General features: G+C 65.6%; 22 protein-coding genes and 1 pseudogene. 5 read left to right on the forward strand and 18 right to left on the reverse strand.

What is annotated here, in order from left to right; genetic code table 11:
* Positions 1–88: 88 nt before the first annotated feature.
* Genes ABJO18_RS01700 through ABJO18_RS01715 form a run of 4 tightly spaced genes read right to left on the reverse strand, consistent with a single transcriptional unit; the run spans position 89 to position 3,371 of the window.
* Entirely contained in the window at positions 89–952 is an 864-nt protein-coding gene (locus ABJO18_RS01700) for a hypothetical protein (RefSeq protein WP_348506898.1), read from the reverse strand.
* 57 nt (positions 953–1,009) lie between these two features.
* Positions 1,010–1,414, reverse strand: a complete 405-nt coding sequence (locus ABJO18_RS01705; RefSeq protein WP_348515702.1) for a DUF2306 domain-containing protein — start codon at positions 1,412–1,414, stop codon at positions 1,010–1,012.
* Positions 1,415–1,423: 9 nt separating this feature from the next.
* Positions 1,424–2,938, reverse strand: coding sequence for a carotenoid oxygenase family protein (locus ABJO18_RS01710; protein WP_348506896.1), 1,515 nt, complete (start codon positions 2,936–2,938; stop codon positions 1,424–1,426).
* Positions 2,939–2,948: 10 nt separating this feature from the next.
* Entirely contained in the window at positions 2,949–3,371 is a 423-nt protein-coding gene (locus ABJO18_RS01715; protein WP_348506895.1) for a DUF2141 domain-containing protein, read from the reverse strand.
* A gap of 148 nt (positions 3,372–3,519) precedes the next feature.
* Here ABJO18_RS01715 and ABJO18_RS01720 point away from each other — a divergent pair, with 148 nt between their 5' ends.
* Positions 3,520–4,269 carry a LytTR family DNA-binding domain-containing protein gene (locus ABJO18_RS01720; protein WP_348506894.1) on the forward strand — a complete coding sequence of 250 codons (750 nt, stop codon included), beginning with the start codon at positions 3,520–3,522 and terminating at the stop codon, positions 4,267–4,269.
* Between the two features lie 6 nt (positions 4,270–4,275).
* Here ABJO18_RS01720 and ABJO18_RS01725 read toward each other — a convergent pair whose 3' ends face one another.
* Positions 4,276–5,115, reverse strand: coding sequence for a universal stress protein (locus ABJO18_RS01725; protein ID WP_348506893.1), 840 nt, complete (start codon positions 5,113–5,115; stop codon positions 4,276–4,278).
* Between the two features lie 19 nt (positions 5,116–5,134).
* A complete protein-coding gene (locus ABJO18_RS01730; RefSeq protein WP_348506892.1) occupies positions 5,135–5,674 on the reverse strand; it encodes a GNAT family N-acetyltransferase in 540 nt (179 codons plus the stop codon).
* A gap of 200 nt (positions 5,675–5,874) precedes the next feature.
* Between ABJO18_RS01730 and ABJO18_RS01735 the strand changes: the two genes are divergently transcribed.
* The gene (locus ABJO18_RS01735) at positions 5,875–6,390 is read left to right on the forward strand and encodes a tryptophan-rich sensory protein (protein ID WP_348506891.1); all 516 of its coding nucleotides are present in this window, start codon (positions 5,875–5,877) and stop codon (positions 6,388–6,390) included.
* Between the two features lie 79 nt (positions 6,391–6,469).
* Here the strand turns inward: ABJO18_RS01735 and mdh are convergent, their stop codons facing one another.
* The 8 genes from mdh to ABJO18_RS01775 all read right to left on the reverse strand — a co-directional run bounded on the left by mdh (position 6,470) and on the right by ABJO18_RS01775 (position 12,517).
* On the reverse strand, positions 6,470–7,432 hold the full coding sequence (mdh, locus tag ABJO18_RS01740) for a malate dehydrogenase (protein WP_348506890.1): 963 nt from the start codon (positions 7,430–7,432) through the stop codon (positions 6,470–6,472).
* Between the two features lie 112 nt (positions 7,433–7,544).
* Positions 7,545–7,754: a helix-turn-helix transcriptional regulator gene (locus ABJO18_RS01745; protein ID WP_348506889.1), complete on the reverse strand. Its 210-nt coding sequence runs from the start codon at positions 7,752–7,754 to the stop codon at positions 7,545–7,547.
* A complete protein-coding gene (locus ABJO18_RS01750; RefSeq protein ID WP_348506888.1) occupies positions 7,751–8,200 on the reverse strand; it encodes a hypothetical protein in 450 nt (149 codons plus the stop codon). The genes ABJO18_RS01745 and ABJO18_RS01750 overlap by 4 nt, the downstream gene beginning before the upstream one ends.
* Before the next feature lie 101 nt (positions 8,201–8,301).
* Positions 8,302–8,979, reverse strand: coding sequence for an O-methyltransferase (locus ABJO18_RS01755; protein ID WP_348515703.1), 678 nt, complete (start codon positions 8,977–8,979; stop codon positions 8,302–8,304).
* A 60-nt stretch (positions 8,980–9,039) separates the two neighbouring features.
* Positions 9,040–9,603: a hypothetical protein gene (locus tag ABJO18_RS01760; RefSeq protein WP_348509238.1), complete on the reverse strand. Its 564-nt coding sequence runs from the start codon at positions 9,601–9,603 to the stop codon at positions 9,040–9,042.
* A gap of 71 nt (positions 9,604–9,674) precedes the next feature.
* Positions 9,675–10,811, reverse strand: a complete 1,137-nt coding sequence (gene zapE, locus ABJO18_RS01765; RefSeq protein ID WP_348509239.1) for a cell division protein ZapE — start codon at positions 10,809–10,811, stop codon at positions 9,675–9,677.
* 138 nt (positions 10,812–10,949) lie between these two features.
* Positions 10,950–11,378, reverse strand: coding sequence for a thioesterase family protein (locus ABJO18_RS01770; protein ID WP_348509240.1), 429 nt, complete (start codon positions 11,376–11,378; stop codon positions 10,950–10,952).
* Positions 11,375–12,517 (reverse strand): iron-containing alcohol dehydrogenase, encoded by a 1,143-nt coding sequence (locus tag ABJO18_RS01775; protein ID WP_348509241.1) that lies wholly within the window; start codon positions 12,515–12,517, stop codon positions 11,375–11,377. The genes ABJO18_RS01770 and ABJO18_RS01775 overlap by 4 nt, the downstream gene beginning before the upstream one ends.
* Before the next feature lie 259 nt (positions 12,518–12,776).
* Between ABJO18_RS01775 and ABJO18_RS01780 the strand changes: the two genes are divergently transcribed.
* Positions 12,777–13,160, forward strand: coding sequence for a hypothetical protein (locus ABJO18_RS01780; protein ID WP_348509242.1), 384 nt, complete (start codon positions 12,777–12,779; stop codon positions 13,158–13,160).
* Between the two features lie 23 nt (positions 13,161–13,183).
* Here ABJO18_RS01780 and ABJO18_RS01785 read toward each other — a convergent pair whose 3' ends face one another.
* On the reverse strand, positions 13,184–14,683 hold the full coding sequence (locus ABJO18_RS01785; protein WP_348509243.1) for a CoA-acylating methylmalonate-semialdehyde dehydrogenase: 1,500 nt from the start codon (positions 14,681–14,683) through the stop codon (positions 13,184–13,186).
* 200 nt (positions 14,684–14,883) lie between these two features.
* On the opposite strand from ABJO18_RS01785, the gene ABJO18_RS01790 reads away from it, so the two are divergent.
* Complete coding sequence (locus ABJO18_RS01790; protein WP_348509244.1) at positions 14,884–18,315, forward strand: autotransporter domain-containing protein; 3,432 nt, start codon at positions 14,884–14,886, stop codon at positions 18,313–18,315.
* 112 nt (positions 18,316–18,427) lie between these two features.
* Here ABJO18_RS01790 and ABJO18_RS01795 read toward each other — a convergent pair whose 3' ends face one another.
* Both ABJO18_RS01795 and ABJO18_RS01800 read right to left on the reverse strand, forming a co-directional pair.
* Complete coding sequence (locus ABJO18_RS01795; RefSeq protein ID WP_348509245.1) at positions 18,428–18,775, reverse strand: metalloregulator ArsR/SmtB family transcription factor; 348 nt, start codon at positions 18,773–18,775, stop codon at positions 18,428–18,430.
* Between the two features lie 119 nt (positions 18,776–18,894).
* On the reverse strand, positions 18,895–19,542 hold the full coding sequence (locus ABJO18_RS01800; protein ID WP_348509246.1) for a hypothetical protein: 648 nt from the start codon (positions 19,540–19,542) through the stop codon (positions 18,895–18,897).
* Positions 19,543–19,687: 145 nt separating this feature from the next.
* Here ABJO18_RS01800 and ABJO18_RS01805 point away from each other — a divergent pair, with 145 nt between their 5' ends.
* Complete coding sequence (locus tag ABJO18_RS01805; protein ID WP_348509247.1) at positions 19,688–20,536, forward strand: 1-acyl-sn-glycerol-3-phosphate acyltransferase; 849 nt, start codon at positions 19,688–19,690, stop codon at positions 20,534–20,536.
* A gap of 429 nt (positions 20,537–20,965) precedes the next feature.
* Here the strand turns inward: ABJO18_RS01805 and ABJO18_RS01810 are convergent.
* A pseudogene (locus tag ABJO18_RS01810) lies at positions 20,966–21,103 on the reverse strand (IS5/IS1182 family transposase); the annotation flags it as partial.

The raw sequence follows: 21,103 nt of genomic DNA on the forward strand, positions 1-21,103 counted from the left end.
TTCCCCCCGGAAATCCTGTCGGACGGACCATGCCCAAGCCGGGCGTGCCCCGCAAGCGACTACGCCCGAGGCGCGAATACCGGCCCGCTCAGCGGCCGATATAGGCGGTATAGCGTGCCGTGCGCTCCCCGAAACCGTGCAGGCGGTACCCGACCGGTGCCTCGCCCCCGGCGCACGTCTCCGACGTCACGCGCTCGACCCCGTCATCGGGAAGCGGCAGGCAGAATTGCCCCTCCTGGCGTTCATAAAAGACACCGATCTCGGCGACCATCAGCGTGTCGGTTTGCGGAAAGCCGCGATAGACATCCGCGCAACCCTCCGCCGGCAGGGTATGCAAACCGTCCAGCGCGAAATTCCCGTCCGGCATCGCTTCCAGAACCGCAATCTCGATATCGCGGCTGACAAGATTGCACACTTCCAGCGTCCGGACCGGCCGCGCCAGACCCTGCGCATCCAGCGGCGCACCGGGACACAGGGCCGCATCGTCAGCGGCCAGCCCGTCACAGGCGATCCGCCATTGCACGCGCCCGACATTGCGGCCACCGGGGCCACGCTGGCCGGTTATCTCGATCGGGGTCGAGCGGAAGGCGCGCGGCACGCGTCCGGCCGTACAGGGCTCCGCCGTCGCGAGCGATGTCGATGACGAGGCGGGAACGCACCACACCGCATCGCCTTCGCCGCGCGGCCAGAACCACTCGCCCGACATCACATGCAGATCCACGCTGTCGCCCATCACACCGTTGAGACCGCCATCGAGGCATTCGCCCGGATCGACCAGGAACCAGGTCTGCAGCGTCCGGTCCTGCGAAGGCCCGGTCCGGTAGGCCGCGGCCGTGGCAACCCGGAAGCCGGTCTCGTTGCACACCTCGACCATCACGGTGCGCTGGGCGAACGCGGGGGCGGAGACAGCGCTCAGGATGAGCACGGCAAGACAGGACAGGACGCGTTTCATGAGAGGCTCCACTCGCTGCACGCGAAGGTGGCAAGCCAGCTGCACCCCGTCAATCGCTCACCCGGCCGGCCCCGCCAGAAACATGTCATGCATCAGCCGTCCCGGCACGAAAGTGAAGAGGCCGGGAATGATCAGCGCACCGAAATAGAGGCTCATCACAATGGTCCGGTGCCGGCGCCACCGGCGCGTCTGGATCGAACGCGCCAGCCCGACCAGACCGAACAGGGTGAGCGGGACGAAGAGATGGATGGGCGAGAACCCGCCCTCATTGATCTCGTGAATGAAGAGGGCCGACACCGCAGTGACGGCCATCAGCCCCGCCCACACCACGCCCAGCGTCCGGTGCGGCAGCGTGCCCTTGGGGCCAGCCAGCTGCACCGCCCCGAGCACGAGCGCCCCGGTGGCGCAGATTGCGTGCAGCTGGATCACCGCCGGGGCGGCGGCAAAGGCACCAAGATCCATCATCGCCTCCTAGAGCGAACGCCAGCAGCCGTGGAAGCCGTACGGATTGGCATAGGGCAGACGCCAGCTGCCCACCGGCCCGTCATCCACACGCCGGGCATCGAAGACATGCAGCTCGCTCGCCCGGGCCCGCTTGTTCAGCGCGGTATGGACCAGCCAGCCCTCGCCTTCCTGCGCCCGATCGCTCGCCGGAATGAAGAGCGGCTCCTCGACGACGATGTCACTGCCGAAGTCGAAGCGGTGGGTCTCGCCGGACGCCAGGTCGCGGCGCACCAGTTGCGACGCCCCGCGCAGCTGGTTGTCCGACCAGCCGACATGCCAGGTGAGGCGGCGCTGCAGGCCGGTAAAGCGCGGATCGATCTGCGGGAACTCGGCATAGCTGTCGGCGAATTCAGCCTGCTCGAACCGGCCGCCGGACCGCAGCGTGACCAGCCGCATCCGGCTGGTGCTGTCGGTCTCCGGGCGCACATGGCCGCGCATGGCATCGCGGGCGCCCTCGGTGGCAAAACGGGCATTGTCGGACAGGGCCGCATCGACGCGGATCGTGCCATCGGCCTCTTCCCAGGCACCGCCGATATGGAACAGGAAGCCCGGCGGCAGATCCCACACGCGGCGTTGCGACCAGTCGGCCTTGTCGATCGCCACGACGCGCATCGCCCGGCTGTCATCCCAGGCGAAACTGTCCAGATAGGGCAGGCGCGCCCGGTCCCACATCAGATTGCCCACCAGGAAAACCAGCGAGCGGTCGGTGACGGCGAAGTCGTGGATCATGCCGCCCGGCACATCGCCGACCATGTCGGCGCGGCGCAATTGCCCGTCGGCACCGATATGCCAGAGCACCAGCGCATCCTGCATCGGCGCCTGGCCGAAATTCCAGATCGTCCCGTCCGGATCGGTTTTCGGGTGGGCCGAGAAGGGCAGGCCGGCCAGCCCCTCGCCCCAGATCTTCGCACCGCGGGATTCCAGCGTGTCCGGATCCAGCTCCCAGGCCGAGCCGCCTTCCCACAGCGCCATCAGCGCGCCGTCGATCATCATCACCGACGTGTTCGCTGCATTCATGTCGTCCGGACCGCGCATGCCCTGGCTGTCCGGCGGCACCGATCCGAAAGTCGGCATCAGGAAGCGGCCGGCATCCTCTTCGGCCAGCCATTTGCGCGTTTCCACGAAGCGGGCCTGGTGGGTGACCGGCTCGCCCGGCGTCAGCCGCCAAGCGTGGACCATGCCGTCACCGTCGAACCAGTGGCGATAGCGCCAGTCATTACGGGTGAAGCGCGCCGGTCCGTTGCGGTGCAGGACGCCGGACAGGCCGGAGGGCAGACGGCCCTGCAGACGCTCGGCGACCGCGTCACGGCCTTCGGCCGGCGCGTCGGCCATGCCCAGCGTCCATGGATCATTGGCCGCGGCCGCTTCGAAGGCGGCCAGGACCGGATCGGTCGACAGGAGACCGAAGGCCGGCCCCGACAGGCCTGCCGCGCCACCCGCGGCGGCCAGCATGGACAGCATTTCCCTGCGGCTTGTCTGCATGACGGCCTCCCTAGCGCAGATCCAGAGCATGGGCGTTGCTGCCCGGCTCGACGGTGAAAACGGCATCATCCCAGCTGGCCGGGCCGAAGCGGCCGCGGGCATTGTTGGAGAAGCCGAAGGGTTCGGTCGGGATGCCCATCAGATTGGTATCCATGTCACCGTCGCCATCGACGTCGTGATAGAGCTTGATGCCATAGGTGCCGGCCGGCAGGTCGGCGAAAGTGAAGCTGACACTGTCGCCCTCGACCGGCACATACTGGCCGGCCGCGGCATTGCCGGCATCCCAGTCCTCGCCGGAGGCATAGAGCCCGACGACGAGCTGGCCGCCGGCCTGCTGGATGCCGGTCACGGACACCGTCAGCTCGGCCTCGCCGGTCTGGGCTGCCGTGAGCGCCGTCGCGGCGGCCAGTACGAGCGTCGAAATCGTGATCATGTGTGTCTCCCTGTTGGTCCAGCTCTGTGCCGGGGTTGCCAACAGGGATGACGCGCCGTGCGAAGCCGCGAAACACGGATTGCGCAAACGGGCTGCCGGGCTGCGCGAATTGCGCTAGGTGTTCATTCGCGCTTCGTGAATGACCGGCATGATTTCAACCGAACAGATCCGCAAGACCCTGCCGACGATCGGCGTCATCCTCGCGGTCGGCACGCTGATGTCGATCCTGGGCCCCTATGACAGCCACAATCTCGGCGTCCCGGGGGTCTGGCTGTACTGGACCGGGCTAATGGCGATCGGCTGGATCAGCGGACGGGTTTTCACCGCCTGGCTTGCTCGGATCTATCCGGATCTGACACCGCTTCTCTTGAGCCTGGTCCTGTCGACGCTCGTCGCCATCCCGGTCAGCACCGCCGTCATCATCCTGCAGGCGGTGATGGGTCCGGCCTTCCGGATCATCCAGCTTCCCATGGTCTATTTCATGGTCTGGGTGGTCTCGGTCGCCGTCACCCTGGTCTCGGTTTATCTGGAGCGGGCCAGAGAGGGCCAGGGCGAGGGCACGGATACCGGCACAGCCGCACCCGGCCCGGCGCTCACCGAGAAACTGCCGCCCCATCTGCGCCGGTCGCGCCTTCTGGCCCTGCAGGCCGAGGATCATTATCTGCGCGTGCACACCGAGGCGGGCGACGGTCTGATCCTGATGCGGCTGGGCGATGCCATTGCCGCCGTCGAGACGCTGGACGGTGCCCGTACACACCGCTCCTGGTGGGTGGCCCGCGATGCTGTCGAACGGGTCAGCCGCGGCGACGGCCGGGCGACACTCACCTTGGCCAATGGCGTCGAGGTCCCCGTCAGCCGCACCTATGCTCCCAAACTGCGCGAGGCCGGCTGGTACTGATCCCGCTCAGTGCACCATGAGAATGGCGAAGTCGGTGCCCTTCAGCAGCGCCGTCGTCTCGTCACGCCCCAGCGCATACTGCCAGCCCGGCGCGCCGAAACCGCCCATCACCAGGAAATCGATATCCGCTGCGCTGGCTGCCTCGATCAGCGTGCGCGCGGTCGAGCGGTGATCCAGCGCCAGCGTTTCGGTCGAGGCGGTAACCCCGTGCCGGTCGAGATAATTCGCCAGACGTGACAGCTGGGCTGCGTCCTCGTGATCGGTGCCGGCATGAACCGCCTTCACCGACGCGGCCATTTCGAGCAGGGGCAGTGATCCCGCTACGGCGCGCGAAGCTTCCAGCGATCCGTCCCAGGCGATCATCGCCTTGTCCAGCGGCGCGTCCGGCGCCCGTCCGGCCGGCAGGAGCAGCAGCGGTCGGCCGCTCTCGCAGGCGGCAATCTTGATGGCGCTCAACTGATGGCGGGCGCTGTCGCCGTCCGGCAGGGCCATGACCACCAGGTCGCTCAGCCGGCCTTCCTGCGCCAGAGCCGCCTCTGGCAGACCGACGAATTCTGCCAGACGGCCCAGCCGGCTGGCCGGGGCATCGTCGGCAACCCGCTCGAATGCCTCGTGCGCTCGCACGCTGGCTTCCGCCGCTGCATCGTCGAGCGCTTCCAGAACCGTCTCCATGCCGTAGGTGGAGAAGGTGTCGCCGAGAAAATCGCCACCGGACGCCGCATTGCGCCGCACGAACAGCGCGTCCAGCCGCGCATCATGGCGGATAGCCAGGGCCAGCGCCTGACGCAGCAGCGGTTCATCCTGCTCGCTGCCCTCGATCACGGTGAGAATGCGCTTGATTTCCATGCTTTGCTCCGTCGTCAGATCATGCGCGGGAACGCGCCCGCCAGTCGGCCGCGTCCTGGCCCCAGAGATCGACTTCCATGCCGGGGAAGCCTGCGACTTCGACCCGCCGTCCCAGATTGCGCGAGCCCAGACGCTCGGCAACGCGCTGGCTGGGTGTGTTGTCGCTGTCGATCAGATGCACGACATCGCGCCAGCCCAGCGTGTCGAACACGAAGTCCATGCAGGCGGCGCCGGCCTCGGATGCATAGCCCTGACCCCAGCTGAGCCGGTTCAGCGACCAGCCGATCTCCGGCTGCGGCCAGCCATGCGGATACCAGGGTCCGACCCGGCCGAGCCAGGTTCCGGTCCCCTTCTCGATCACGCTGAAGAAGCCGTAGCCTCGCAATTCCCAGTGCCCGACAATGCCGCACAGGGATCGCCAGACCTGCGCCGGGTCCTGCACACCGCCGATGAACCGGGTCACGGTCTCGTCCCCCATCAGCTCACACAAGGGTTCGAAGTCCGACAGATCGGGCTGTCTCAGAATGAGACGGTCGGTTTCAAGAACGGTCTGGGTCATGGGCAAAGTCGACGGGTTTGGGGCGATCCGGTCAACCGGAATTCCGTCAGATGAATACACGCATTCTTTATAACCGCCCAGAGCGCCACAATGTCACGGGACGAGGCTAGGATGCCGCACGAACGGGGCCGGAATGTCCAGGGAACTGGCGTGCCGTTTGCAGGTTATGTCCGGTGAGTAGTTTGTTCGAGTTTGGGGCTATGAACGGAAAGCGCAGTCCGGGCATTGTGACACTGCTGGTCTACCTGATTGCCGTGTCCAGCCTGGCCGGCGGATTGTCGGGCTGGATCCATGCGACCGGCGCCTTCACCTGGCTGACCGGCCTGAACGCCCCGCACTGGACCCCCGGCTATACGCTGCTCAACCTGATCGGCCTCTTCATCCCCGCCTTCGTGGTCATCGCGCTGTGGATCAACCAGCGCGCCGGCGCCGGGATGATCCACTGGCTGGCGAGCGGCTTCATCGCGCTCTTCCTGATCGGCCTTCCGGCCCAGATCTGGCTGTTCTTCTCGACACGTGACGTTTCGCTGGGCTTTGTCGCCGCGCTGGGCATGTGGGTGTTCACGGTGTTTGCCGTCTGGGTTGCCGGACGCGGCTCCCGGCCCGCCGGCGTGCTGATGTGGGTGCCCTTCGCCTGGCAGAGCCTCCTCCTCATTCTCGGCTTCGAGCTGATGCGCCTGAATACCGGCGGACCGCTGACCGCAGGCATTTTCTGATCTCAACGCATTGCGGGCATGAAAAAGCCGCCGGCCAAATGACCGGCGGCTCTGTCATGTCGGTCTGTCGCGGACGCGATCAGCCCAGCGACGGTTCCAGGCCCTTGCAGGCCTCGACGAGGCCCTTCACGGCGTCGACCGAGTTGTCGAACATCGCCTGCTCGTCTTCATTGAGCGAGATCTCGACGATCTTCTCGACACCGCCGGCGCCGATCACGACCGGCACGCCGACATAGAGATCATTCTGGCCGAACTGGCCGGTCAGGTGTGCGGCGCAGGGCAGGATGCGCTTCTTGTCGCGCAGGTAGGACACCGCCATGTCGATGGCGCTTTCCGCCGGAGCGTAGAAGGCCGAGCCCGTGCCCAGCAGCGACACGATCTCGCCGCCGCCCTTGCGGGTGCGGTCGACGATGGCGTCCATCTTGTCCTGGGTCGACCAGCCCATCTCGATCATGTCCGGAACCGGGATGCCGGCGATCGTGGAATAGCGCAGCAGCGGCACCATCGTGTCGCCATGGCCGCCCATCACGAAGGCGGTGACGTCTTCGACGGACACGGCGAACTCGTCGGCCAGGAAGTGGCGGAAGCGGGCCGAGTCCAGCACGCCGGCCATGCCGACGACCTTGTTGTGCGGCAGGCCGGAGAATTCACGCAGCGCCCAGACCATCGCGTCGAGCGGGTTGGTGATGCAGATCACGAAAGCGTTCGGCGCGTATTTGGCGATGCCTTCGCCGACGGCCTTCATGACTTTCAGATTGATGCCCAAGAGGTCGTCACGGCTCATGCCCGGCTTGCGCGGCACACCGGCGGTGACGATGCAGACATCGGCGCCTTCAATGGCGGCATAGTCGTCGGAACCGGCCAGCTTGCTGTCCTTGCCGAAGACCGGGCTCGCCTCGGCGATGTCCAGCGCCTTGCCCTTGGCAACGCCTTCGGCAATGTCGAACAGGACGACATCGCCCAGTTCCTCACGAGCGGCGATATGGGCGAGCGTGCCGCCGATCATGCCGGATCCGATCAGCGCAATCTTGTTTCGGGCCATGGGGAGAGCTCCTCTTTCGGGATGTTCCAGTGCTGGCCAGCGGTCTAGCGCCGCACGGCGGCTTGGGCAAGGCGGCGAAAACGTCACACTTGCCCGGCGAGCCGCCCGCACCTCACCGTTCCAGCAAGAAAATCTCCTCGACCGGCACTTCAAGCGCCTGTGCCAGTTTCAGCGCCAGAATGGTCGAGGGCACGAAGACCCGGTTCTCGACCGTGTTGATCGTCTTGCGCGTCACACCGACCTTTTCCGCCAGCTGGGCCTGGGTGAGACCGTGCCTCGCCCGCAGCTCGCGCAGCCGGTTCTCCAGCCCGTCCGCCGTCATTCGCCCTCCTCCTCGCCGGAGGCCCGGTCCAGCCACAGGAAGGCGAAGATGGGCACGCACACGCCGGTCACCATCAGAACGCGGATCATGTGTCCGGACGGAATCTCGACGAAGCTCGACGCGCCATAACCGGCGGCGACCAGCACCATCAGTGCGATATAGCCAAAGCGCACCGCCCGCGCCTGGTTGTGGGCAAACAGCTCGTCCTCGATCACCGCCTGGGTCCGCGTCTCGGTCACCTTGCCGGCATAGACCAGGAAGACCCCCATCGCGGCGACAAAGCCGCCAATCCCGACCAGACCGGCGATCAGCACCACGCCGAACGTCGCGTTCGATGGCGCCAGGACATCTTCCAGCCCCTGCATCAGCTGCCAGACCAGAAACGAGACGGCGGCCAGTCCCAGGCAGCGGTTGCGCATGCGGACCAGTTTGGAAATTTCAGTCATTGAGCCCTCCATGTCACCTCTAAGTTACAAGTTACCTACAGGTGACACGATGGAACGTCAAGGTTACTTTTCCAGTCCTCTGGGAGGGCCGCTGTTTGCGACTAGCGCTTCATCGCCATCAGGATACCGTCGCCCACGGCCGTGAAGGCGCTGTGCACGCGGGCATCGTCGCGCACCTTGTCCGCCAGCGCCTTCAACGCGGCCGTGTCGGCATCGGCGGCGACACGGCCGGGATCGGCGACATCGCCATTCCAGAGCATGTTGTCGAACAGGATCAGCCCGCCCGGCCGCAAAAGGTCGAGACCGGCTTCGTAATAGGCGTCGTAGCCGGTCTTGTCGGCGTCGATGAACATCAGGTCGGCGCGGCCGCCGATCTCGTCTTTCAGGGCCTCGAGCGTGTCACGGGCCTCGCCGATGCGCAGGTCGATGACATCGTCCACGCCGGCATCCTCGAAATAGCGGCGCGCAGGAGCGGTGTACTCCTCGGAATTGTCGCAACCGTAGAGCCGCGCTTCAGAACCGTGCCGCTCCTTCATCACCAGCGCGGTCGCGAGCGCCGAATAGCCGGTGAACACACCGACCTCGACCGCAATCTTCGCATCCGTCAGCCGCGTGCACATCTGCATGAAAGCGCCCTGCTCGGGCGAGATCTGCATGCGGGAAATATCGCCCATCGCGTCGGTTTCCCGGCGGCACCGGGCCAGCACGGCGTGTTCGGGCGGGTTGGCGGCCCGGACATAGGCCGCCAGTGTTTCATCGAGACCGATCGAGCCGGACATGGGCGTCTCCTGTTTGCCTGTCGCAACAGTTAGGAAGCCCGTCCGGTTCCGGCCAGCCCGTCAGTCACCTGCGAAATAGTGCAGCGACACATTCCGGTGCAGATCGCCGGCGACTTCCATGCCGCCGGTGAAGCCAGGTCCGGAGGCCAGGTCCTCGAAGGCATCGGGATGCAGCATGCCGGACACCAGCACGGATCCGATCACATCATCCTCGGCCCGCAGTTCGAACCGGCCCCGCTCGACCACATAGCTGTCTGCGCGGACCCGGCGGGCGTCGACCGCGTATTCCTGGCCCAGCTCGTTGACCGCCGTCTCGCCATCGACCGGCCAGAATTCCAGCCAGACCGGCGCCTCATCGGCCGGCTCGCCGGCCGCCTCGAACGCATCGAACATCATGCTGTCGCCGACAAACATGTGGTGCAGACGCCAGTCGCCGAAGATGCGGTCCTGGTCCGCCATGTAATAGCCGAAGGCATCGAACCCGGCCTCGTGCACGAATAGCTCGGCCGCCGCGCCGGCTTCCGTGGCGGTCTCCCCGGCCGGTTCGGCCGTCTGCGACGGTCCGCACGCCACCACCAGGCACAGCCCGGCCAGACCGAAACTACGTGTAATCGTGCTGCGCATGGCGCTCCCCCTCGGGATTGGCAGGCGCAAACTCTGCCACCGCCCCGGCCCGCAGCAAAGCACAAACCGGCCTATTCGGCCGCGTTTTCGACGCGCTCGGCCGCCAGGTATTCATGCGTGCGCATTTCCATCAGGCGCGAGGCCGTGCGTTCGAACTCGAACGCCCCGTCGCCGGACGGGTAGAGGTCGTCCGGCTCGGCATCGGCGCTCATCACCAGCTTGGTCCGCGCCTCGTAGAGCGCATCGATCAGCGTCACGAAGCGCTTGGCCTCATTGCGCTTGTCCGGAGAGAGCTTCGGTACGCGGTCGAGCAGCACGGTGTGAAACCGGCCGGCAATGGCGAGATAGTCGCCTGCGCCGAGCGGCCGCGCGCACAGCTCGGGGAAGGTGAAGCGGGCCACGCCGGCCACCTCGCGCTCGACCACCAGTTCGCGTCCCTGCACGTCCAGCGTACAGCGTTGCGGTGTCGCCCCGGAGGTCAGCCGCTCCCAGGCCAGATCCATGGCGTGATCGGCATCGGCGCCCAGCGGGCAGTAATAGACCGGCGCGGCTTCGAGCTGGCGCAGACGATGATCGACACCGCCATCCAGCTCCATCACATCGAGCCGGTCCTTCAGCAGTTCGATGAAGGGCAGGAAGAGCTGGCGGTTGATACCGTCGCGGTAGAGATCGTCAGGATGCCGGTTCGAGGTGGCCACGATCACCACACCTTCGGCAAACAGGCGTTCGAACAGGCGGCCGAGGATCATCGCATCGGCGATATCGGTGACGTGGAACTCGTCAAAGGCCAGAAGACGCGCCTCGCTTGCCAGGCTGCGCGCCACCGGCGGGATCGGGTCCTCGCCCGCGCCCTTCACATATTCCGGCTGACGGCGGCGGTCGGCCTTCGACAGGCTGCGCCAGCGATTGATGCGGGCATGGGCGCCCTGCATGAATTCGTGAAAGTGCGCCCGCCGCCGCGACGCGACCGGCGCGGTCTCGATGAAGAGATCCATCAGCATCGACTTGCCGCGCCCGACACCGCCCCAGAGATAGAGCCCCTTGGGGGCCGGCTTGGTCTTGCCGAACAGGGTTTTCGCCCCCGGCTTCCAGCCTGTGAGACGACCCGACAGCTCGCTCAGCGCCGCTGCTGCCCGCTCCTGGTCGGGATCGGGGTTCAGGCTGCCCGCGTCCACGCGCTGGCGCCAGAGATCGAGCGGCGTTTTCATGATGCCAAGGCTTGGGTGCTGCGACCGCGAAGGTCAATGGGCAAGGCTCAGCCCGCCGGCCAGAGCTGCACGAGCGCCAGCAGGCCCAGCACCAGCGTCACCGCAATCGCTGCCCACAGCCAGGCCGGGCGTTCAACCTCACGCATGGATCGCCTCCAGGGCCTGGCGCATCTTGTCGGGCAGACTAACCGGGCGGCGGGTGTCGCGATCGACATAGACGTGGACGAAATGCCCCTGGGCTGCCGGTTCGTCCTCGCCTTCCCGGAACAGGCCGATCTGGTAGGTCACCGAGGAATTGCCGATCCGGGCCACGCGCACGGCGGCCTCCACCGTCTCCGGATAGGCCAGCGCCGCGAAATAGTTGCAGCCCGTCTCGACGACGAGGCCGATAACGCTGCCGCCATGGATATCCAGGCCGGCTTCCTCGATCAGGAAACAGTTCACGGCCGTGTCGAAGAAGCCGTAATAGGCCGCATTGTTGACGTGGCCATAGATGTCATTGTCGGCCCAGCGCGTCGGGATCGGCCGGAAGCGCGGATAGGCGTTGCGGGCGCGTTTCTCGATCACAGCACGGCCTCATAGCAGGCCTTGGCAGCGTCGAGCGTCATCTCGCGCGGATTATTGACCAGAAGGCGCTGTACCTTCATCGCATCCTCGGCGAGGCGCGGCAGATCATTGTGACTGACGCCGACCTGGCTCAGCCGCGTCTCGATCTTCACGGCGTCCGCGATGCGCTCCATCTCCTCGACGAGGGCCACCGCACCGGGATTTTTCAGCCCGATATGCGCCGACATCTCGGCATAGAGCGGGTCGGCGATATCGGCATTGTAGCGCAGCACCGGCGGCAGCATCAGCGAGTTGGAGAGCCCGTGCGGTACGTGGAAAATCCCGCCCAGCGGATAGGCCAGCGCATGCACGGCGCCCACGGGCGCATTGGCGAAAGCCTGCCCGGCCAGCAGGGCGCCCAGCAGCATGTCCTCGCGGGCCTGCGTATCCTGACCGTCGGTGCAGGCGCGCTCGATCGCGCCGTGCAGTTTTTTCAGACCGGCCAGGGCCAGGGCATCGGAAACCGGGTTCTTCTCGATCTTCGAGGTATAGGCCTCGATGCAATGGACCATGGCGTCGATACCGGTCGCGGCCGTCACGGCCCGCGGCAGGCCATAGGTCAGCGCGGCATCCAGCACGGCGAGGTCGGCATAGAGCGCGGGGTCGTTGACCCCCATCTTCGACGTCTCGCCCACCGTCACCACCGAGATCGGCGTCACTTCCGAACCCGTGCCCGCAGTCGTCGGGATCAGGATCAGCGGCAGCCGGCCGCCACGCACCTTGTTGACACCATACATGTCGGCCAGGGGCTGGTCCGTGCCCAGAAGGAGTGCGACCAGCTTGGCGGTATCCATCGACGATCCGCCGCCGAAGCCGATCACCAGTTCCGCACCGAATTCGCGCGCCGCATTAACCGTGGCGAGAACCCGGTCTTCCGGCGGGTCGGCGACGACGCTGTCATCGATCGCGACCGTGAGGCCGGCCTCCTCCAGTCCCGCGACGGCCGTATCGAGCAGCCCCAGGGCACGTACGCCCTTGTCGGTAACCAGGAAAATCCGCTTTCGCGCACCGATCAACGGGGCGGCGATACTGGCCAGCCGCCCGGCCGAGCCCGGGCCCGAATGAATGTGCGGAACGGTGCGGAAATCGAAGGATGCCATGGCTGGCAACTCCCAGTTACAGTTAACGGTATGCTGCAGTCGCTCACATGGTCGAGCTTCAGCGCGCGCTTGGCAAGGCCGGATGGCGGCTCTTGCGCGCAACACCCTGTTTTCGCGACACCTTGATTATCTGTTCGAAGAAACGGTGTGGACCTTTCCGTTCCATCCGGCGAGGCTAATTTTGAAATACTGGAGACACGCGAACCGCGTTCGTAACCTCCAGACTTGAGAACAATAATATGTGTATGGGTGTAGTAATATGACGATCAGGGTGAACCTGATTGAGAACGGGCGTTTCGCGGAAGTCCTGTCCGATGGACATGTGACGCGGCGCGAGGCCGGATGGGCAACGGAACGGGTGCGTGAAATGGTCGAGGCCGGCGAAGTCGCTGCCATCCTCGCCGACAGCACCGACACCGAACGCCAGGTCTCTCCCCTTCTCTCCGGCGAATTGATCGAGGGTTTCCTGCTGGCCATCGGCACGAGCGTGCCGGTTGCCTATGTGCGGCCGACCCGCTGGTCTGAGACTTATTTCGCGCGCGTGCGCGATCATGTCGGCGAACTGCCGGACACGGCGGGCTATTTCACCGCGCGCGAGGACGCCCTTGACTGGCTGCGCACGAGGAGCTGCGCGGACGCCTGACGACGGCGCCCGCGCAAGCCGGATCAGTTCATCGTCGGGATGACAAAGGCCTGGTCACCGATATCGCCGGTGGGCCAGCGCTGGGTCACCGTCTTGATCTTGGTGAAGAAGCGGATGCCGTCCGTGCCGTACTGGTTGGTGTCGGTGAAAGCCGAACGCTTCCAGCCGCCGAAAGAGTGGTAGGCGACCGGCACCGGGATCGGCACATTGATACCCACCATGCCGACCTGCACCTTCTTGGCAAACTCGCGCGCGGCCAGACCGTTGCGGGTGAAGATCGCCACGCCATTGCCGTACTGGTGTTCCGACGGCAGATGCGCCGCCTCGTCTAGGCTGTCGGCACGCACGACCTGCAGCACCGGCCCGAAGATCTCTTCCTGATAGGAGGTCATGGACGGCTTCACATGGTCGAACAGGCTCGGCCCGATGAAGAAGCCCTTCTCATGGCCCTGCAGTTCGAAACCGCGGCCGTCGAGCAACAGCTCGGCGCCCTCGTCGACGCCCGTCTGGATCCATTTCTCGATGGAGGCGCGGTGGGCCGAGGAGACGACCGGGCCGTAGTGCGCATCCCCGTCCGTCGACACGCCCACGCGAAGCTTGGCGGCCTCTTCCCTGATACGCGCAACAAACTCGTCGGCCGTGTCCTTGCCGACCGGCACGGCGACCGGCAGCGCCATGCAGCGTTCGCCGGCCGAACCGAAAGCGGCACCGAGGAAGTCGGTGACGACCTGGTCCATGTCGGCGTCGGGCATGATGATGCCGTGGTTCTTGGCCCCGCCCATCGCCTGGAAGCGCTTGCCCTGCTCGGCGCAGGTGCGCGCGATGTAATGGGCGATGTTCGACGAGCCGACGAAGGACACCGCCTTGATGTCGTCATTGTGCAGCAGCGCGTCGACGGCGCTCTTGTCGCCATGGACGATTTGCAGCACGCCCTCGGGCAGGCCGGCTTCGATCATCAGCTCGGCCAGGCGCACCGGTACGGACGGGTCTTTCTCGGACGGTTTCAGGATCATGGCATTGCCGGTGGCCAGCGCCATGCCCATGAACCACATCGGGATCATGGCCGGGAAGTTGAACGGCGAGATGCCGGCGACCACGCCCAGCGGCTGGCGCATGGAATAGACGTCGATGCCCGTGCCGGCGCTCTCGGTGTATTCGCCCTTCATCAGGTGCGGCACACCGCAGGCGAACTCGATCACTTCCAGGCCGCGGATCAGGTCGCCCTTGGCATCCGCGATCACCTTGCCATGCTCGGAGGAGAGGAGATGGGCCAGCTCGTCCATCTCCGCCTCGACCAGCGATTTATAGGTCATCAGCACGCGGGCGCGCCGCTGCGGGTTCATCGCGGCCCATTCGATCTGCGCGGCCTTGGCGGTCTCGACAGCCTTCGCGACCTCGCCGGGGGTGGCAAACTGGACGCGTGCCTGCACCTCGCCCGTATTCGGATTGAACACGTCGCCGAACTGGCCGGACGACCCCTTGAAGGTCTTGCCGTCGATGAAGTGGTGGATTTCACGCGTCATGATCTCACTCCCGATGGATGGATGCCGGGCGGTCTGCCGCCGTCCGTTCTGGCGCTGACTTAGTATGTGCAGGCGGACGTGTCGAGGCAGGCACGTGCCGACGGCTGCGTGCGAACAGGCTGGTTGCGTTTCGCGTCCGGTTTTCTAATCTGCTCGGCGACGTGCAAGCCACGCGGAATCAATCTGAGGGGATACGTATCATGACGGAACCGAACACACGGTCCTGGCGGTCGCTGATGAGCTCCACCGCCTCTGCCATAGCACTTGCCACCGCGTGCGCCGCAACGGCGATCGCCCCGGCCAGCGCCATCCCCTATCGCGACGATGTCGGCGACGAAGGGTCGCAGGACTTCGGTATCGGCTGGGACGGGGTGGTCCAGATCTATCTTTGGGATCAGAATTCCGGTTCGGTCTTCTTCAACTGCACCGGCTCGCTGGTGAATGCGCGGACCGTGCTGACGGCCGCCCACTGCTTCAACGACCTGAGTTCGGAAGCCTACGGGTTTGGCGGCAGCTTTGTGCCGATCGTCGCCTACGGACCGGACACGTTCGACGCCCTCTTCAACTGGCTCGGGACCGGCACCCAGTTCATCGATGACCTCAACGGGCTGACCTTCGCCGTCGACACGATCATCCATCCGGACGGCGCCGTTGACGGGTTCGGTTTCCCGGCGTCCGACGTGGCAATGCTGGCCCTGATGGATCCGCTCTACACCCTGCCGACCTATGGCATGCTGTTCAGCCCGATCCCCAACGAGGTCATGGAGGAGGGTGTGCTGGTCAACCAGATCGGCTATGGCACCTTCCACCCCGGCTCCACCGACGCGGGCAGCATCAACGGCAAGCGCCGTGCCGGCGAGAACATGCTCGGCCTGCTCGCCTCGCAGAGCGATTTCTTCCAGGCCCTGGCCCAGAACGGCGCTGCAGGCGACCCCTCCGCGGCCGGCAACCAGCTCCTCTACTGGACCGATTTCGATCTGCCCGGACGCACCGGCGAGTGTACGCGCGGCCCGGATCCGATCTTCAACTATGGCGGCTCCATCACCTGTACCGACTGGGACGGCTTCTCCGGCGTGATCCTCGACGGCGACACCGTTCTCCTGCCCGGCCCGAGCATCGACTATTTCCCCGGCGGCGCGCTCGACAATGAAGTCGGCACAGGCGGCGGCGATTCCGGCGGCCCGCTGATGGCGATGAACATCTTCGGCAATCCGCTCATTCTCGGCGTGCTGTCCGGCGGTTTCCTGCCCGGCTTCTTCAGCGCTTCGGGCCAGACCTATGGCGATGTGAGCTACTACAACCCGCTGTTCTCGGTGCATGACTTCATTTCCGAGAACAATCCCTACAAATACGTCTCGGCCGTCGGCGGCGACGGCGTGTGGAGCGATCCGACCCGCTGGGTCCAGACGCTCGACCCGAACTATTTCGTCTATCGCGACGGCGAGATCGTCAACGGCCTGCCCGGTACGCCGGAAGAGGGCGTCGGCGGCACCCGGCCCATCTGGGGCGATGTCATCGACACGGATATCGGCGAATATGACGGCGATGACGACGCCGCCGGCACGGGCATGCCCGAAAACTGGAGCTTCCTGGACATGATGGCCAGCGGACGCGTCGCCGACGCGTTCAACATGCTTGGCTGGCGTGATGCCGACGGCAATCCCTTCAATACCGGGATCAATGCCAACGGTCCGCTGACGGGCCCGGGCTCGACCGGCTTCGTGCCGGACAATTTCTACGGCGTCATCGGCACGGAGTTCGACAATCCGGCCCAGTTCTTCGAGGTCACGCTTGACGCCGCAGGCACCACGACGCTCGACATGAATGTCGAGATCGACAAGCTGACCGTCCGCGGCAGCAATGCGGCGCTGGACATCGCCGACGGCTACCAGATGTTCTCGCTGATCAATACCGAGGTCTTTGCCGGCGGACTGAATGTCGACGGTCACCTCCTGTCGCGCGAACTCGTCCTGTGGGGCGGCCAGCTGACGGGCTCCGGCCTGGTCACCCTGTTCGAACCGAACCTGCTGCAGGGCAATCTCACCTTCCAGCGCGGCACGCTGTTCAACATTGCCGGCACCATCAATCCGGGCGCGGTCGGCGATACCGGTACGCTCAGCATTGCCGGTGACTATGTGCAGTCCTCGGCGGGCCTGCTGGTGATCGAGTACGATGCCAACAATACCGACCTGCTGCGGGTCAGCGGCGATGCCTCGCTCGCCGGCGGCCTCGGCTTCGTCCCGCTGGGCGGCGCCCTGCCCCGCTATGGCGATGGCGGCATCTTCCTGTCGGTGATCGGCACCACGATCGGCGAATTCCAGACGATCGACCTGCCCGGCGTGCTGCGTCCGGTGGTGACCTATTCCAACGGCCAGGCCAGCTTCTCGCTCGAGGCCCAGGAATTCTTCACCCAGACCAGTTTCACCAACCACTTCCAGGCCAATCTGGCGGCAGCGCTCGATGACGCCCGCGACACGGATTATGACGCGCTGGCCGACCTTTACGGCCCGCTCGACCTGCTGGGCGGCACGACGCTGAACAGCGCCTTCGACTCGCTGGCACCGTATGAAGCCGTGATGTTCGACCGGACGGCCCGCACCCATGTCGGGGCCCTGAATGCGGCCCTGATGGGTCAGCTGGGTGGGCAGTTCGGCGGTACGGCCGGTGAACTGAACACAGCTCTCAACGCGGCCGAGCGCCAGATCAACGGCTTTGCCGACACGCAGTCGCTCGGCGGCGCCAAATCGCTCTTCCGGCGTGTGCTGGGCGTCGGGGAAGGCGACGCGGATCGCGAAAGCGGGGTTCGCTTCTTCGGCGATATCGGTCTGCTGCACGGCACGGCCGAACTCATCTACGGCACTGGCGAAGCCGATCTCAATGGTCACTTCACCCTGCTCGGTGTGGAAGCCACTCTGGGCTCGGGCTGGTCGGCCGGTCTGGCCCTGGGTCTGGCGAACAGCGAATCGGACGCGCCCGACACGCTGGGCCGGATCCGCACGGATGCCGAGACGGCGCAAGTCTCCGCCTTTGCCAGCTATCGCGGCGAGCGCATGTCGTTCACCGGCTTCGTGAACACCGCCGAGATCGAGAATGACGCCATCCGCGCCGTCAATCTGGGCGGGATGGGCACCGGTTCAACGGCACAGCACGATGCCAGCAGCACAGGTGGCGGCATCACGTTCGAGTATGACCTCTCCGGCGCGGATGCCGATATGCGGATCATCCCGACGGCCAGCCTGGAATACGCGTCCTTCGATTTCGACGCCTTCACCACCCAGGCCGGCACCGCCAGCCTCAATGTCGCGGCCCGCGATACCGACAGCCTCATCGCCCGCCTCGGCACGGCCTTCGTGATGAGCGCCTCGAACTGGCGGCCCATCGCCTATCTCGGCGTGGCCCAGGAACTGGGTGACGGCAGCGAGTACTACAGCGCCGCCTTCACAAGCGCGCCGTCGGTCAGCTTCGGGACTGCCGGCGATATCTCGCTCGACACGTTCTGGATCGAGGCGAGCTTCGGCGTCGAGCACGAATTCAACAATGGCTCGACCCTGTCCATCGCCTATCAGACCGAGATGAATCGCGACTATCTGGACGTCCAGGGCGCGACACTCTCCTACTCCATGCCGTTCTGATCCATTCGACACGTCACAGAACATCCCCGGTCTTCTCTCGAAGGCCGGGGATTTTTTGTGCGTCAGTATCCGTGTTCAGAAAGGACCAGGCGGCGCCGGCCCCGGACCCGCCTCAGGAAGCTTCCATCAGCGCGGCCGCTGCAGCGGCCTCGTCATCGGTGCCCGTCAATTCGGGGCGGCCGTGACAGCATTCGTCGACGAAGTAGCGCACCAGGCGGCGCGTGCCTTCCGGGTTCAGCGAGTAGAGCATGAAGCGGGAGCGGCGCTCGGCCTTGATCAGGCCGGCACGTTCCAGCGTTTGCAGGTGGCCGGTCATCGTCGAGGGCGGAATGTCGAAATCATGCGCCAGTTCGCCCGCAGACGCGCGTTGCGGCGCCTGATCGCACAGGGTGCGGAACAGGGCCAGGCGAACGGGGTGGGACAGGGCGGCAAAGCCGGAAACAGCGTCACGAGCGGTCATGAGGACCGGGTTAGCCCGCGTCCGTGACTGCTGCATTCAGGTTCGATGAAAGTTTTGCGACAACGCATATCAACGTCCGGGCGAATTCTCCGCGCCCGGAACGCCGTTTATTTCGCCTGTCAGCGTGCCGGGCGGGGACGCAGGATCCGGTCGAACAGGCCGGCCAGCGGGAAGCGGCTCACGCCGCGGGCGCGCCGGCGCGGCCGACCTGCTTCCGACAGGGATTTCATCGTGCGGGCCGTGTCGACCGGCATGGCCTTGCGGAACACGGCTGCATCGCCGCAGCGGCGCTCCTGCAGCACCCAGGCTTCGTCCATCGCCAGAGCGTCGGCGAGCCGTGCGCCGGCGCCCCGTTCAGCCCCGACCAGGACCAGCACACCGCCCTGCCGCATCGAGGAAGACACGTGACGCCAGTTGGCGGCCATGGCCGGGAAACCGGTCTCGGCACCGAAAATGGCGACATCGATCGGGCGTTCCCCGGCATCCGTGCGCGCCGCCAGCCCGCCGCGCAGGGCGTCAGCGGAAATACCGCGGCGTTCGCAGACCGCCTGCAGGGACTCGATGGCAGCGACCGGTGCCACGATCTCGTGCCGCGCACCGCGCTGCAAACAGACCGCACCCAGATCGCTTGCACCGATCTGGATCGTCCGGTCGCCCGGCTTGACCACCATCGCCAGATAGTCGGCTGTCACATCGTCCTGGATGCGGGCGCGGCGCGTGCCCAGCTTACGCATCTTGCCGGCCGGCAGGGTCAGGGTTGCGGTCATGGCGTGTCCCGTTCGTGAACAAGGGGTTAATCCCTGCCAACCCCGTCGCAAACGCCGGGCCAATTCGTAAACAGCGCGTTAACCCTTTGGGATGTGAACGGCATTTTCCATTGCGCCGGATCGCGTTCGGCGCTTTCGTGACAGGATGGATTCCAGCCCCGACTCTCCGCTTCCCGAAGATGCCCGCCATGTCGTCGACGCGCTGATCGAGGAGCGTGCGCCACGTCTCATCGGCACACCGCTCTGGCCGGTCATCAAGTCGATCGGCTATCCGCTCCTGGGATACCGGCGTGCCGTCTACATGGCCGATGCCATCGCCGACCTCTCCGGCAGTGACTGCCTCGACTGGGCGTCGGACTATCTCGATCTCGATGTGCACACAGATGGTCTCGACCATGTGCCCGCCGAAGGCGCCTGCGTGGTCGTGGCCAATCATCCCGGCGGGATCGCCGACGGGATCGCCCTGTGGGACGCGCTGAAGGCCCGCCGTCCCGATATGCTCTACTTTGCCAATCGCGACGCCCTGCGGGTCTGCCCCGGCCTGGAGGAGCGCATCATCCCGGTGGAATGGCGCGACACCCAACGCTCGCGCATGCAGAGCCGCGATGTGCTGCGCCGGGCCATGGAGGCCTTCAAGGCCGGCGGCTGCATCGTGATTTTTCCGTCCGGCCGCATGTCGGAGTGGAGCTGGGCGAAGTGGCGACTGATGGAGAAGCCCTGGCATCCCACCGCGATCAGCCTCGCCCGCAAGTTCAACGCCCCCGTGGTGCCGCTCGCCGTGCGCCAGCGCATGCCGGTCCTCTACTACGCCCTGGCGCAGGTGAATGAGGAGCTCAAGGACATGACCGTCTTCCAGGGCCTGATGGACAAGCGGCGCGCGAAGTATCGCCTGCGATTCGGCCGGCCGATCACCGTCGGCAAGGATGACGGTACCGATGCCCAGGTGACCCGGATGTTCCGGGGTATCTGCGAGCAGATGGCGTGGCGCTCCTAGAGCAGAATCGTTTCCTGCGGAATCGCGCCTGCTCCAGACTCCTGAGCGGTCGCGTCATCGAACCGGTGAACCGGTTTCCACTTCACCTGATCACGCTCCTAGGAGCAAAATACCACAACACGACTTTTGATTGTATTTATGTTAGCCTGCCCGCTCCTGTTTTGAGAGCGGAAGCAGCAGCGCCGGGCCAGCGGCGCACCCGGGGAGGATAGGCCGCCCCGGCTGTGGCGAACAGCCTCGCTCTCAAACCGGAGGTGGTGATATGTGGATTTTTCCGCTTTGCATCACCCTGGACATGAAAAAGACCCGGACCTGCTGGCAAGTACGGCTCCGGGTCTTCATCATGATCTAGGAAAGAGGGCGGGCCGAAAGGCTCGTCCTCACTCCGGTATTATAGTCCGCCCGCCCCGGAAATGCCAGAGCATCCGCCTAGGCCGCGGACTCAATTGCGCGCATCCAGATCCTTGCTGAAGCGAGAGCGATTGCGGCGAGGAAGTTGGCGGCATGCTTGTCGAAGCGCGTTGCGATCCGCCTGAACTGCTTGAGTTTGCAGAAGAAACGTTCGAC

Source organism: Maricaulis sp. (assembly GCF_039978735.1).
In the GTDB taxonomy this organism is placed as follows: domain Bacteria; phylum Pseudomonadota; class Alphaproteobacteria; order Caulobacterales; family Maricaulaceae; genus Maricaulis.